The sequence below is a fragment of the Pseudomonas fluorescens Q2-87 genome (genome assembly GCF_000281895.1).
Taxonomy (GTDB): Bacteria; Pseudomonadota; Gammaproteobacteria; order Pseudomonadales; family Pseudomonadaceae; genus Aquipseudomonas; species Aquipseudomonas fluorescens_S.
The window spans coordinates 4511970-4525114 of record NZ_CM001558.1; the positions used below are offsets into that span (position 1 = coordinate 4511970).

The 13145-nt window shown below is 61.0% G+C and carries 11 protein-coding genes; 1 reads left to right on the forward strand and 10 read right to left on the reverse strand.

Annotated elements, in window-relative coordinates; translation table 11 throughout:
* Nucleotides 1-134: 134 nt before the first annotated feature.
* The 5 genes from PFLQ2_RS08095 to aceK all read right to left on the reverse strand — a co-directional run bounded on the left by PFLQ2_RS08095 (nt 135) and on the right by aceK (nt 8416).
* Nucleotides 135-371, reverse strand: coding sequence for an anti-sigma factor family protein (locus tag PFLQ2_RS08095; RefSeq protein WP_003184203.1), 237 nt, complete (start codon nt 369-371; stop codon nt 135-137).
* A complete protein-coding gene (locus PFLQ2_RS08090) occupies nt 365-976 on the reverse strand; it encodes an RNA polymerase sigma factor (RefSeq protein ID WP_003184206.1) in 612 nt (203 codons plus the stop codon). The genes PFLQ2_RS08095 and PFLQ2_RS08090 overlap by 7 nt, the downstream gene beginning before the upstream one ends.
* A 131-nt stretch (nt 977-1107) precedes the next feature.
* Nucleotides 1108-2229: a beta-ketoacyl-ACP synthase III gene (locus PFLQ2_RS08085; RefSeq protein ID WP_003184207.1), complete on the reverse strand. Its 1122-nt coding sequence runs from the start codon at nt 2227-2229 to the stop codon at nt 1108-1110.
* A gap of 338 nt (nt 2230-2567) precedes the next feature.
* Nucleotides 2568-6479 (reverse strand): ATP-dependent RNA helicase HrpA, encoded by a 3912-nt coding sequence (hrpA, locus tag PFLQ2_RS08080; RefSeq protein WP_003184209.1) that lies wholly within the window; start codon nt 6477-6479, stop codon nt 2568-2570.
* 215 nt (nt 6480-6694) lie between these two features.
* Nucleotides 6695-8416 carry a bifunctional isocitrate dehydrogenase kinase/phosphatase gene (gene aceK / locus PFLQ2_RS08075; protein WP_003184211.1) on the reverse strand — a complete coding sequence of 574 codons (1722 nt, stop codon included), beginning with the start codon at nt 8414-8416 and terminating at the stop codon, nt 6695-6697.
* Between the two features lie 131 nt (nt 8417-8547).
* Here aceK and PFLQ2_RS08070 point away from each other — a divergent pair, with 131 nt between their 5' ends.
* Nucleotides 8548-9456, forward strand: a complete 909-nt coding sequence (locus PFLQ2_RS08070) for a DMT family transporter (RefSeq protein WP_003184212.1) — start codon at nt 8548-8550, stop codon at nt 9454-9456.
* Between the two features lie 120 nt (nt 9457-9576).
* Here PFLQ2_RS08070 and PFLQ2_RS08065 read toward each other — a convergent pair whose 3' ends face one another.
* The 5 genes from PFLQ2_RS08065 to cysK all read right to left on the reverse strand — a co-directional run bounded on the left by PFLQ2_RS08065 (nt 9577) and on the right by cysK (nt 13052).
* Nucleotides 9577-10440 carry a DMT family transporter gene (locus PFLQ2_RS08065; protein ID WP_003184215.1) on the reverse strand — a complete coding sequence of 288 codons (864 nt, stop codon included), beginning with the start codon at nt 10438-10440 and terminating at the stop codon, nt 9577-9579.
* Nucleotides 10441-10535: 95 nt separating this feature from the next.
* Nucleotides 10536-10700: a hypothetical protein gene (locus PFLQ2_RS30485; RefSeq protein WP_172680621.1), complete on the reverse strand. Its 165-nt coding sequence runs from the start codon at nt 10698-10700 to the stop codon at nt 10536-10538.
* A gap of 77 nt (nt 10701-10777) precedes the next feature.
* Nucleotides 10778-11716 (reverse strand): aspartyl/asparaginyl beta-hydroxylase domain-containing protein, encoded by a 939-nt coding sequence (locus PFLQ2_RS08060; RefSeq protein ID WP_003184217.1) that lies wholly within the window; start codon nt 11714-11716, stop codon nt 10778-10780.
* 1 nt (nt 11717) lies between these two features.
* Entirely contained in the window at nt 11718-11840 is a 123-nt protein-coding gene (locus tag PFLQ2_RS30855; RefSeq protein WP_256217232.1) for a hypothetical protein, read from the reverse strand.
* Between the two features lie 237 nt (nt 11841-12077).
* A complete protein-coding gene (cysK, locus tag PFLQ2_RS08055; RefSeq protein WP_003184219.1) occupies nt 12078-13052 on the reverse strand; it encodes a cysteine synthase A in 975 nt (324 codons plus the stop codon).
* Nucleotides 13053-13145 lie beyond the last annotated feature (93 nt).

The window sequence follows — 13145 nt, forward strand, 5'->3', positions numbered from 1 at the left end:
ATGTCAGGCAAGTTGCCATCAGATAAAGATTTTATGACAGTGGAACTTTTTACTTCGAATGGAAATAACTGAGAAGCAGCGGCAAGGGGTGAGCTGCAAGGGGCAAGTTAGAGCAGTCGGGGTGGTTACAGGAACTATGAGTGGTGACGCTTACGTTCAGCCGCGAGTTTTTCGGCAAGGTGATCCAGGTTGGGAATCGGGGCTTCAGGCAGCTTTTTGAGGGTCGCCTGCATCAGGCGCATCTGGCGGATAAACCGCCGGCAGTTGGGGCAGAACATCAGGTGGTGGCGCACCATCAGGCGCTCACGGAAACTCAGTTGGCCGTCGAGATAATCGCTGGAGCGCGCGACTTGTTCCTTGCAGGTCAGCATTCGCCGGTCTCCTCGAAATGTTCCACGGTCGCGAAGACCTTCAGTCGGGCGCGATGCAGCAGCACGCGTACGTTGGAGAGCGAGATGTCGAGTAGATTACAAATCTCTTCCGGCTCCAAGCCCTGGCGTTCACGCAGCGTCAGCACGCTGCCTTGCAGTTCCGAGAGGCTGAGCAAAGTATGTTCAAGGCAATCGCGGAGTTCGTCCATCGTCAACAGTGCTTCCGGCGTGTCCTGGTGCCAGGCGAACGGCGCCTGGAGCCAGTGGCCGTCGGCGGCGAAACGATCATCGCCCAGGGTACCGTGGGGTGACGGAAGATCATTGAGCGGCACTTCCCGACGGTTTTGTTTGTAACGCCCTTTGGCAGCGTTGGCCGTGATGGTCAACAACCACGTCTTGAGGCTGGAACGTCCCTGGAAGCCATTGAGGTTGCGCACCACCGACAGCCAAGCGTCCTGCACCACTTCGTCGGCATGGCGGCTACCGACGATGGCATAGGCTACCGCGCGCATAGCGCCCTGGTAGGTGCTGACCAGTTCCCTGTAGGCCTGTTGCTCGCCGGCCAGCAGGCGTGTGAGCAGTTGGGTGTCAGTGGTGACCGTCATACAAAACCCGTTGCCTGGCGATGTTATGTGGCGAGGGAGCTTGCTCCCGCTCGGTTGCGTAGCAGCCGCAAAATCTTGGGGCCGCTTCGCAGCCCAGCGGGAGCAAGCTCCCTCGCCACAAAAGCGATCGATCAACGCTTGCGCAGGATCACGCTACCAATCGAATAACCAGCGCCGAACGAGCTGAGCACCGCCACAGCGCCGCTGGGCAGGTCGTCCTGGTATTTGTGAAACGCAATCACCGAACCAGCCGAACTGGTGTTGGCATAACGGTCGAGAATCACCGGTGCTTCCTCTTCAGTGGCTTCGCGGCCGAGCAGCTTGCGCACGATCAGGTGGTTCATGCTCAGGTTGGCCTGGTGCAGCCAGAAGCGCTTCACTTCGCCGACGCTCAGTTGGTTTTCTTCCAAGTGGGCACCGATCAATTCGGCCACCATCGGGCAGACGTCGCGGAACACTTTGCGGCCTTCCTGGACGAACAGCTTGTCGCGGCTAGCGATGCCTTCTTCGGCGGCGCGGTTGAGGAAACCGAAATTGTTGCGGATGTTGTTGGAGAACTTGGTGAGCAGTTTGGTGCTGACCACGTCGAACTGGTACGGCGAGGTCGCCTGGTCCGCCCGTTCGATGATTACGGCGGTGGCCGCATCGCCGAAGATGAAATGGCTGTCGCGGTCACGGAAGTTCAGGTGGCCGGTGCACACTTCCGGGTTGACCATCAGGATCGCCCGGGCCTGGCCCAGTTGCACACTGTTGGCCGCCGCCTGGATGCCGAAGGTTGCCGAGGAGCAGGCCACGTTCATGTCAAAACCGAAACCTTCGATGCCCAGGGCCTCCTGAACTTCGATGGCGATGGCCGGGTACGGACGCTGCAGATTGGAACAGGCGACGATCACCCCGTCGATGTCGGCAGCGGTGCGGCCGGCGCGTTCCAAAGCCTGTTTAGCGGCACCGACAGCCATTTCGCAGAGCACCGACCATTCGTCGTTGGAGCGTTCAGGCAGGCGCGGCGTCATGCGTTGCGGGTCGAGGATGCCGTCCTTGTCCATGACAAAGCGGCTCTTGATGCCAGAAGCCTTTTCGATGAACGCCGCATTGGATTCGGTCAATGCCTCGACTTCACCGCGCTCGATGGCGTCGGCGTTGTCGGCGTTGAATTGGGCGACATAGGTATTGAAAGATTGCACCAGCTCTTCGTTGGAAATGCTGTTGGCCGGGGTGTACAGGCCGGTGCCGCTGATGACGACGTTATGCATGGTCGTGTCTCTGATCTGTTCAGGCAGAAAGTATTGGCACCGACGTACCAATACGCAAAGGGACTTTTCCCATCCCGGGAAGCAGCCCTGGCATCGCTTTATTCCGATCCGCCCGTGGCATTGAAGCTCAAAACCACGGGACCGGCATTTATAGGCGCGAAGTTTGCCATAAACCCGGGGGGATTGGCTCATTCTCCCTTACTTAACGCCATAACCCCTGTGGGAGCGGGCTTACTCGCGAAAGCGGTGGGTCAGCTTGCATCAATGTTGAATGTGCAATTGCATTCGCGAGCAAGCTCGCTCCCACAGGGGTCCGGTGGTGTTCAGCTGATTGGGTTTCAACCCTCCACCAACCCCCACTGCTTGCCCAGGCGCTTGTCGGAAATCGGCACCTTGGTCCCCAGTTGCTGGGCGAACAGCGATACCCGGTATTCCTCCAGCCACCAGCGGTACAGCTCCAACTGCGGGTCGCGCTTGCCTTCCTGGGCGTGTTTGCTGGCGCGGGCCTGGTATTGGGCCCAGAGGTTCGACAGTTCGCCGCTCCAGACCCGGTCCTTTTGCACCTGGCTGCCCAGCTTCTCGAAGCGTTGCTCGATGGCCTTGAGGTAGCGCGGCATTTCCTTGAGCCACTGATGCGGGGTTTCGCGCACGAAGCCCGGGTACACCAGATGGCTAAGCTGTTGCTTGATGTCGTTCAGTGCCACGGCCTGGGCCAGGTCGATCTTGCCCTTGAAGCGCTTTTGCAGGCCGTGCCAGAGCTTGAGGATGTCCAGGGTCAGCTTCGCCAGGCGTTCAGCATGCTCGGTCCAGCCGCCACGCTTGCGCTCGGCCAGGGCAGCGAGCGCGGCGCCGTCGCGGGGCAGGCTCGCTTCGCCTTCGAGCACGCAGCTGTCGAGGCTGGTAAGCAGGATGTCTTCCACCAGGCCGTCGATGCGGCCCAAGTCGCGGTACAGCAGGCCCAGTTCCGTCAGCCCCGGCAGCTTGCCGCGCAGGAATTTGGCCGACTCGGCCAATTGCTGCATCAGCAAGCGCTGCAACGCGCGGCGATGTTGGAATTCGGCTTCGGCCGGTGTGGGAAAACGGCCTTCCTTGACCACGCCACCCTCTTCCACTAGCGCCGGATAGACCGTCATCGACAACCCGGCGATCTTCTGCTGGGTCTTCTCGGCCACCGGCGCGAAGACTTTTGCCTCCACCGGCGCCTGGCTCTTGGCCGTTTGCGGCACGGCCAGGGCCGCCTGGCTGGCTTCGGCAAAACGCGCCGTCAGTTCGGCCAGGTCACGGCCTTCGCCCAGGAATTTGCCTTGGGCGTCGACGATTTCCAGGTTCATGCGCAGATGGCTTTCCACCTGCTGCGCGGCTTCCGCCCAGGCTTCGTCGCTGACCCTTGCGCCGGTCATGCGCAACAGCTCACGGCCCAGGGCTTGTGGCAACGAACCTTCGGCGAAGGTGATGCGTTGCAGCGCCGCCTTGACAAAGTCGGGCACCGGCACGAAGTTCTTGCGCAAGGCCTTGGGCAGGTTGCGCACCAGGGCGATGCACTTGGCCTCGATCATCCCCGGCACCAGCCATTCCAGGCGCTCCGGCGGCAACATCGGCAGCAACGGCGCCGGCACGCGCAAGGTCACGCCGTCGCGCGGATGGTTGGGCTCGAAGTGATAGCTCAGCGGCAAGGTCAGGTCACCGACGCGCAACGTGTCGGGGTAATGCGTGGCGGTGACTTCACTGGCCTCGCGGGCCAGCACGTCTTCTTCGCGCATGATCAACAACTGTGGATCTTTCTGGCTGTTGATCCGGTACCAACTGTCGAAGGTCGCGGTCTGGTGGATCTCGGCCGGCAACCGTGCGTCGTAGAAGGCGAACAGGGTTTCCTCGTCCGCCAGGATGTCACGGCGACGGGCCTTGGCTTCCAGCTCGTCGAGCTGTTCCAGCAAGCGGGTATTGGCGCTCAGGCATTTGGCCTTGGACTGGATCTCGCCACGCACCAGCGCCTCGCGGATGAACAACTCACGGGACACCACCGGGTCGACCGGCCCGTAGTGCACCGGTCGGCGACCGACCACGATCAGCCCGAACAGGGTGATCTGCTCATAGGCCACCACTTGTCCACGTTTCTTCTCCCAATGGGGTTCGAAGTGGTTTTTCTTGATCAGGTGCCCGGCCAGCGGCTCGATCCAGTCTGGTTCGATCTTGGCCACCATACGCGCGTACAGCTTGGTGGTTTCCACCAGCTCGGCGGTCATCAGCCACTGTGGGCGCTTCTTGCCCAGGCCCGACGAGGGATGAACCCAGAAGCGCCGCTGGCGGGCACCGAGGTAGTCGCCGTCTTCGGTTTTCTGGCCGATCTGGCTCAGCAGACCCGAGAGCACCGCTTTATGCAGTTTCGGAAAATCCGCCGGCTCCTTGTTGAGGCTCAGTTGCATGTCCCGACAGATGAGGCTCAATTGCCGATGGGAATCGCGCCATTCGCGCAGACGCAGGTAGTTGAGGAAGTTCTTGCGACACCAGTTGCGCAGCGGGCTGGCGGTCAATGCCTGGCGCTGCTCCTCGAAACCGCGCCACAAATTGACCAGCCCGGCGAAATCCGAGTCCGGGTCTTTCCATTGGGCGTGGGCCTGGTCGGCAGCCTGTTGGCGCTCGGGCGGACGCTCGCGCGGATCCTGGATCGACATGGCGCTGGCCACGATCAAGACTTCCTGCAAACTGCCCAGCTTCGCCGCTTCCAGCAGCATGCGGCCCATGCGCGGGTCCACCGGCAAGCGCGCCAACTGGCGGCCCAGCGGGGTCAGTTGACTGTTGCGATCCACCGCCGACAGCTCTTGCAGCAGGTTGAAACCATCGCTGATGGCCTTGCCGTCCGGCGGCTCGATGAACGGGAAGTCGGTGATCTCGCCGAGGCGCAGGTGCAGCATCTGCAAAATCACCGCCGCCAGGTTGGTGCGCAGAATCTCCGGGTCGGTGAATTCGGGCCGACCGAGAAAATCTTCCTCGCTGTACAGCCGCACGCAAATCCCCGGCTCGACGCGCCCGCAACGGCCCTTGCGCTGGTTGGCGCTGGCTTGGGAAATCGCTTCGATGGGCAGGCGCTGGACTTTGGCGCGATAGCTGTAGCGGCTGATACGCGCGGTGCCGCTGTCGATCACGTAGCGGATGCCCGGCACGGTGAGCGAGGTTTCGGCGACGTTGGTCGCCAGCACTACACGGCGGCCCGGGTGAGACTGGAAGATCCGTTGTTGTTCGGCCGGCGACAGGCGCGCATACAGCGGCAGGATCTCGGTGTGCTTGAGCTGGGCCTTGCGCAGCATCTCCGCCGCATCGCGAATCTCGCGCTCGCCCGGCAGGAACACCAACACATCGCCAGGGCTGCGGCGCTCGCTGCGCTCGTAGGCGGCGATTTCGTCGAGGGTGGCGAGGATCGCCTGGTCGACGGTCAGGTCGTCCTCGACGCGGTTGCCCTCCTCGTCCTGCTCCAGGGTCAGCGGGCGATACCAGGTTTCCACCGGGAAGGTGCGCCCCGAGACTTCGACGATGGGCGCGTCATCGAAGTGTTTGGAGAAGCGCTCCAGGTCGATGGTCGCCGAAGTGATGATGACTTTAAGGTCAGGACGGCGCGGCAGCAGAGTCTTGAGATAACCCAGCAGGAAGTCGATGTTCAGGCTGCGTTCGTGGGCTTCGTCGACGATGATCGTGTCGTAGCGCTCGAGGTAGCGGTCGTTCTGGGTCTCGGCCAGCAGGATGCCGTCGGTCATCAGTTTGATCAGGGTGTTGGCGTCGCTCTGGTCCTCGAACCGCACCTGATAACCCACCAGCGCCCCCAACGGCGTCGCCAGCTCCTCGGCCACACGGCTCGCCACGCTACGGGCGGCGATCCGGCGCGGCTGGGTGTGGCCGATCAGGCCATGCTGGCCACGACCGATTTCCAGGCAGATCTTGGGCAACTGGGTGGTTTTACCCGAACCGGTTTCGCCGGCAATGATCAGGACCTGATGCTTGAGCAAGGCGTCCTTGATTTCGTCGCGCTTGGCGGCGATCGGCAAATTGTCGTCATAGCGGATCACCGGCAGGCTGGCCTTGCGCGCCAATACCTGGTCGCACGATGCTTGCATGCGCACCACCCATTGGGCCAGCTTGGCCTCATCGGGCTTCTTGCGCAGCTCGAGCAACTGACGCCGCAACCGGTGACGGTCGGCGAGCATGGCGTGGTCGAGGTTTTTCAGCAGCTTGTCGATAGCGGGGGCTTGGTCAGTCATCAGGTACGCAGGGGTCGTCGGTTTGTGCAGGGGGCGGATTGTCGCAGATTTGTGCGCAAGACGACGAATGCAACCCGTTTAATGGTCAAGCAGGCTTTTGTGGCGAGGGAGCTTGCTCCCGCTCGGTTGCGCAGCAGCCGCAAAAACTTGGGGCCGCTACGCGACCCAGCGGGAGCAAGCTCCCTCGCCACATGAGGCTTCGTTTGTCTGCCGGGTTATTCGTTGTCCAGGTCTTTTCGCCGATACGGGAACACGTCGATCACTTTCCCCGCCCGAATCGCCTCTTGCAGGCTTTTCCAGTAATCGGCGTTGTACAGCTCGCCATGCAACTGGTCGAACAACTTGCGCTGCCCCGCGTCGGCGAACAGGAACGGAGGGAATTCCTCGGGGAATACGTCCAGTGGCCCGATGGAATACCAGGGCTCGGAGGCCATTTCGTCTTCCGGCGTGCGAGGTTGGGGGATGTGCCGGAAGTTGGCCTCGGTCAGGAAGCAGATTTCATCGTAGTCGTAGAACACCACGCGGCCGTGGCGGGTCACGCCGAAGTTCTTGAGCAGCATGTCGCCAGGAAAAATGTTCGCTGCCGCCAGTTGCTTGATGGCCAGGCCATAGTCTTCCAGCGCCTCGCGCACCTGGGCCTCGTTGGCGTTTTCCAGGTAAAGATTGAGCGGCGTCATGCGCCGTTCGGTCCAGCAGTGGCGAATCAGCACCGTGTCGCCTTCCACCGACACCGTCGAGGGCGCCACGTCCAGCAGTTCTTCCAGGCACGCCGGCTCGAATTTACTCAAGGGAAAGCGGAAATCGGCAAACTCTTGGGTATCGGCCATGCGCCCGACCCGGTCGACACTTTTCACCAGGCGATACTTCTCGATCACCGTGGCCCGGTCGACGTTTTTCGATGGCGAGAAGCGGTCCTTGATGATCTTGAAGACCGTGTTGAAACCCGGCAGCGTGAATACACTCATGACCATGCCGCGCACGCCCGGCGCCATGATGAACTGGTCGTCGGTGCTCGCCAGGTGATTGATCAAGGCCCGGTAGAACTCGGACTTGCCATGCTTGTAGAACCCGATGGAGGTGTACAGCTCGGCGATGTGCTTGCCCGGCAGGATGCGCTTGAGAAAACCGATGAATTCGGCCGGCACCGGCACGTCCACCATGAAATACGAGCGGGTGAACGAGAAAATGATCGACACCTGCGCCTCGTCGGTGATCAGCGCATCGATCTGGATGCCCCGGCCTTCACGGTGCAGCAATGGAATCACCAGCGGCCACTGGTCATCCCGGGTGAAAATCCGGCCCACAAGGTATGCGCCCTTGTTGCGATAGAGCACCGAAGAAAACAGCTCCACGGTCAGCTCCGGGTCCTTGCAGACCCAGTCCGGCAGGTTCTCTCGCAGTTGGGCTTCAAGGCGTTGCAGGTCGCCCGGCAAATCGGCGTAATCCTGGCTGAAACGGTAGTCGGCAAAAATTTCCGTCAACATCCGGTCCAGTTGCCCCTGGGGTTTGTAGGTGCGGGTCTGGGCGGCACGGGCCCGGCGCAAGCTGGGCCGGGTGGTGTGGATAAACATGGTGCCGTCGCTGATCAGGTCGTGGCTGAACAGCCCGCAGAAGATCGAGTTGTACCAGGTCTCCGACAGTTCATCGTCAAAACGCAAGTCAATCAAGCTGATGTAGGCGCTCTTGACCAGCGGCCAGCAGCCCACGTCCATCAGCGCGTCGGGCTCGAATGCCTTGCGCAGTCGCGCCACGGTCTCGAAGACTTTTTCTTCATACAAGTTGATGCGCGCCGCCGAGGCCGTTTGCGCCTCCAGCCACTGGGCCTGTTCGAACCGGGCGCGGGCGCCGTCGGTGATCTGCCGGAAATGCTCACGATAATCATCGAAGCCTTCGAGGATCGAACGGGCGATATCGGTGGCGGGCCATGGCTGCGGCATAGGGTGAACCTCGGCGGGTCATGCTTGTTATTGGCGACTGAGCTTAGAGGCCAATCGCGCGGCAACGCAACCATTGCCATCGGTCTTTCGGGCGGCGACACTTGCCGCCCCAAACAAGGAAGGAATGACTCGTGAACCCCGTCGATATCCTGCGTTTGCTGTCACTGGCCGCCATCTGGGGGGCGAGCTTCCTGTTCATGCGCATCATCGCCCCCGTCATTGGCACGATCCCCACTGCATTTTTCCGCGTGTCCATCGCCTTCGTCGGGCTGCTGGTGATCCTGGCCCTGATGCGCGTCGACTGGAATTTTCGCGGCAAGCTGAAAGTGGTGATGGTGCTGGGCCTGATCAATTCAGGCATTCCGGCGACGTTCTACTCGCTGGCCGCCCAGGTTCTGCCGGCCGGTTATTCGGCGATATTCAACGCCACCACGCCGCTGATGGGCGTGTTGATCGGCGGCTTGTTCTTCAGCGAAAAACTCACCACTGCCAAAGTCAGCGGCGTGTTCCTTGGTTTGCTCGGCGTCGGCATCCTCACCCGTGCCGGCCCGGTGGCGTTCGACCTGCAATTGCTGATGGGCGCCCTCGCCTGTCTGCTGGCGACCACGTGTTATGGCTTCGCCGGGTTCCTCACCCGCCGCTGGCTCGATCATCAAGGCGGGTTGGACAGCCGCCTCTCGGCGCTGGGCAGCATGTTCGGCGCCACGGTGTTTTTGCTTCCAATGTTTGGCTACAGCGTCATCAGCCACCCGCCGGCCAGTTGGGGCGGCTGGAGCGTCTGGCTATCGCTGCTGGGGTTGGGCCTGGTGTGCACGGCGCTGGCGTACATCCTTTATTTCCGCTTGCTCAGTTCCATCGGCCCGGTGAAATCCATGACCGTGACGTTCCTGATTCCGCCGTTCGGCGTGTTGTGGGGGGCATTGTTGTTGGATGAGCCGTTGGGCATGGCGCATTTGTATGGCGGGGTGTTGATTGCGGCGGCGTTGTGGTTGGTGCTCAAGCCTGGGGCGGTGAAACCGGATGCGGCGCCGGCCCGGTAGGGTGTCGGTGTGGCGAAAAATGCCTTCGCGAGCAAGCCCGCTCCCACAAGGCCTGCACAAGACCTGTGGGAGCGGGCTTGCCCGCGAAAGCGATTTAACAGTCAGCAAAAAATCTAACGGTCAGCGGCTTTTACGAAACACAAACACCAACCCGACGATGATCAGCCCCATCCCCAGCCAGCTCAACAACGCCAACCGGTTGCCGAACACCAGGTAGTCCATGATCGCCGTCACCGCCGGCACCAGGTAGAACAGACTGGTGACATTCACCAGGTTGCCCCGGGCGATCAGACGGTACAGCAGCAACGTTGCCAGCACCGACACCACCAGCCCCATCCACAACACCGGCACGATGAAGCCCGTGCTGTACTCGACGTGAAACGGCTGGAACGGCACGAACACCGCGCACAGTACGAGCCCGGCCAGGTATTGCACCGGCAGTGTGCCCAGGGGATTGTCGGTGATGCGCTTCTGCATGATGGAACCTGCCGTCATGCTCACCAGCGCGAGCAACCCGTAAAGCATTCCCGCCAGGGACATGCCAGCCAGGCCGATGCCCTGGTACACCACCATGACCAGCCCCACCAACCCGAGCATCAGGCCGAACATCCGCTGCCAGGAACGCTGACGCTCCATGAGCACCACCGTCAGGATCGGCTGAACACCCATCAGGGTCGCCATCACCCCAGGGGTGACGTTCATTTGCAGGGCCAGCAGATAAAAAATCTGATAGGCGCCCAGCAGCACCAACCCGGTGGCCGCCGCGTACAGCATCGGTTTGCCGGGCTTGGGCAGCTTGAACTTGAGCAGTGGAATCAACAGCACCAGCGCGCTCAACGCAATGGCAAAACGGATCAACAGGAAAGCGAAAGCGGAAGCATGGGCCAGGCCCAGTTTGGAAAAAATCGCCCCGCTGCTCCATAGCAAAACGAACAGGCTCGTGGAAGCCGCCGCCAATAAGGCGTTTTTGGAAACGGAAAACATGAGATACCACCTGTAGTCAGGCAAAAGCCAACTCAGCCGAGGCTGAAGTCCAGTAGTTGTTCCAGGCGAGCACAGGGGATGACAGCAGTTGCCGATCAGCCCTTGGCGCCAACACCCGGCGGTGATACGACGGCGTACACCGGTGGGTTACTGGCAGGTGGGGGGTATTGACCGATCTGCGCAGGCTGCTGATTCCCGCACGGCACGACGCCAGCGCTGAACGCTGGAACGACAACCGCGATGACAGGGGATGCAGGCATGAGCCGATCTCTTGGAGGGTGGGTTCGAAAACCCAAGAGCGCTGACTATAACCAGCGCTCGAAGTGTTACGCAATGTTTAAACGAATAACCAGTAGCCAAGGGCCGTCAGCACCGCGACCGCCAATATCGGCCGCATCACCCGGTAGGCCTTGGGGTGCTTGCGTTTGAATTGCTTGACCCTACCGCTGATGCCGTCGCTGAACGACTTGCTCCAAGCATAAGCGCGGTTAATCCCGCCGACACGTTCGTCATCGAGGTTCTGCGGCGCGGTAGCGCGGCCGAGAAAGGCGCTGATGGCACGGTTGAGACGGGTCATCAACCGGCTTTTCAGCGGGCGCTCAACGTCACAGAACAGGATTACGCGGGTTTGCGGCGTTTCATTCTTGACCCAGTGCACATAGGTCTCATCGAACATGACGTCTTCGCCGTCGCGCCAGGCATAGATCTGCCCATCGACGAAAATCCGGCAGTCATCGGAATTGGGCGTGGACAGCCCCAGGTGATAGCGCAAGGAGCCGGCGAACGGATCACGGTGGGGATTCAAGTGGCTGTCGCCCGGCAGCAAGGCAAACATTGCCCCCCGGACATTGGGGATCCGGTTGACCAGCTCGACGGTGCGGGGGCACAGCAATTCAGCCGACGGCAGCGCTTTGTCGTACCACTTGAGGTAGAAGCGCTTCCAACCTTTCTTGAAGAACGAACCAAAACCGGCATCGTTGTTCTTTTCCGCCGCGCGGATGTATCCCTCGTCAAACAGGTGCATGGCCTCGTCGCGGATGACTTGCCAGTTGTCCTTGAGCACGTCCAGCTCGGGAAATTTGCTGCGGTCCAGGTAAGGCTTCGAGGGCACGCCGGAAAACAGGTACATCAAGGCGTTATAGGGCGCGAACAATGCCGAGTGGTTGACGAACTGGCGCAAGACCGGCAAACGCGCCTTACCGCGCAGATGCACATAAAGCGTGCTGCCCAAAAACAGCAGCAACACCGAGGCCTTGGCGACAAACGAAACGGTCATTTTACAACTCCTTGTCCAAAAACAACTGACGCAACGCCATCAGCCCGACGCAGCAGCCGGCCATGTTATAGATCGCAGCCTGGCCAAGAAACCGCCCGACGCAACATTCACTGTTGAAAATCACGCAACAATGCCCTTCTTAACATGCTTGACCTGAACGTTGGCTGACGTCGGTCAAACGTCTTTCCCGATCCCGCCCACCACATCAAGGAGCAAGGGCTTCTGTGGCGAGGGAGCTTGCTCCCGCTCGACTGCGAAGCAGGCGCCTGCGACTTGATGCGGATCGCCTGTTTAGGGGTGCTTCGCACCCCAGCGGGAGCAAGCTCCCTCGCCACAAGAGCGCCCACCGTATCCGTTGCCGTTACTGTTGAATCTCCTGCTCGGTAAACAGATCGCTGAACAACATGCTCGACAGATACCGCTCGCCCGAGTCCGGCAGGATCACGACGATGGTCTTGCCTTGCATTTCCGGTTTTTCCGCCAGGCGCACCGCCACGGCCATCGCCGCGCCACAGGAGATCCCGCAGAGAATGCCTTCTTCCTGCATCAGGCGCAGGGCCATGGCCTTGGACTCCTCGTCGGTGACTCGCTCGACCTGGTCGACAATCGACAGGTCGAGGTTCTTTGGCACGAACCCGGCGCCAATCCCCTGGATCTTGTGAGGGCTGGGCTTGATCTCCTGCCCCGCCATCGCCTGGGTAATGACCGGTGAAGACTCGGGTTCGACGGCTACCGAGAGAATCGGTTTGCCACAGGTGTTCTTGATATACCGCGACACGCCGGTAATGGTTCCGCCGGTGCCCACGCCCGCGACCAGGACATCCACCGCACCATCAGTATCGTTCCAGATTTCCGGCCCGGTGGTTTTTTCATGGATTGCCGGGTTCGCCGGGTTATCGAACTGCTGCGGCATGAAGTATTTGGATGGATCGCCGGCGAGGATCTCGGCAGCCTTTTCGATGGCCCCTTTCATTCCCTTGGCCGGTTCCGTCAGCACCAACTCGGCGCCCAGGGCCTTGAGCACTTTGCGTCGTTCGATGCTCATGGAGGCCGGCATGGTCAGCGTCAGCTTGTAGCCGCGGGCGGCGGCGACGAAGGCAAGCCCAATGCCGGTATTGCCGGAGGTTGGCTCGACGATAGTCATGCCAGGCCGCAGCTTGCCCGAGCTTTCAGCGTCCCAGATCATGTTCGCGCCGATACGGCACTTGACCGAATAACCTGGGTTACGCCCTTCGATCTTGGCCAGGATGGTCACGCCGCGCGGGGCAATGCGGTTGATCTGCACCAAGGGCGTGTTGCCAATGGAATGGGCGTTGTCAGCGAATATGCGGCTCATGGCTGGGGTCCTTAATGCAGCGGGAATTTAAGCGCTTAAAGGTAAGCCTGTTGCTAAAGGGCGTCCAGTTGCACCGAACGTTCCAGTTGTTAC

Excerpts from the sequence above, each read along its gene's own strand:
- PFLQ2_RS08095 (WP_003184203.1), bottom strand. The coding sequence starts at position 371 with ATGCTGACCTGCAAGGAACAAGTCGCGCGCTCCAGCGATTATCTCGAC.
- PFLQ2_RS08090 (WP_003184206.1), bottom strand. The coding sequence starts at position 976 with ATGACGGTCACCACTGACACCCAACTGCTCACACGCCTGCTGGCCGGC.
- PFLQ2_RS08085 (WP_003184207.1), bottom strand. The coding sequence starts at position 2,229 with ATGCATAACGTCGTCATCAGCGGCACCGGCCTGTACACCCCGGCCAAC.
- hrpA (WP_003184209.1), bottom strand. The coding sequence starts at position 6,479 with ATGACTGACCAAGCCCCCGCTATCGACAAGCTGCTGAAAAACCTCGAC.
- aceK (WP_003184211.1), bottom strand. The coding sequence starts at position 8,416 with ATGCCGCAGCCATGGCCCGCCACCGATATCGCCCGTTCGATCCTCGAA.
- PFLQ2_RS08065 (WP_003184215.1), bottom strand. The coding sequence starts at position 10,440 with ATGTTTTCCGTTTCCAAAAACGCCTTATTGGCGGCGGCTTCCACGAGC.
- PFLQ2_RS30485 (WP_172680621.1), bottom strand. The coding sequence starts at position 10,700 with ATGCCTGCATCCCCTGTCATCGCGGTTGTCGTTCCAGCGTTCAGCGCT.
- PFLQ2_RS08060 (WP_003184217.1), bottom strand. The coding sequence starts at position 11,716 with ATGACCGTTTCGTTTGTCGCCAAGGCCTCGGTGTTGCTGCTGTTTTTG.
- cysK (WP_003184219.1), bottom strand. The coding sequence starts at position 13,052 with ATGAGCCGCATATTCGCTGACAACGCCCATTCCATTGGCAACACGCCC.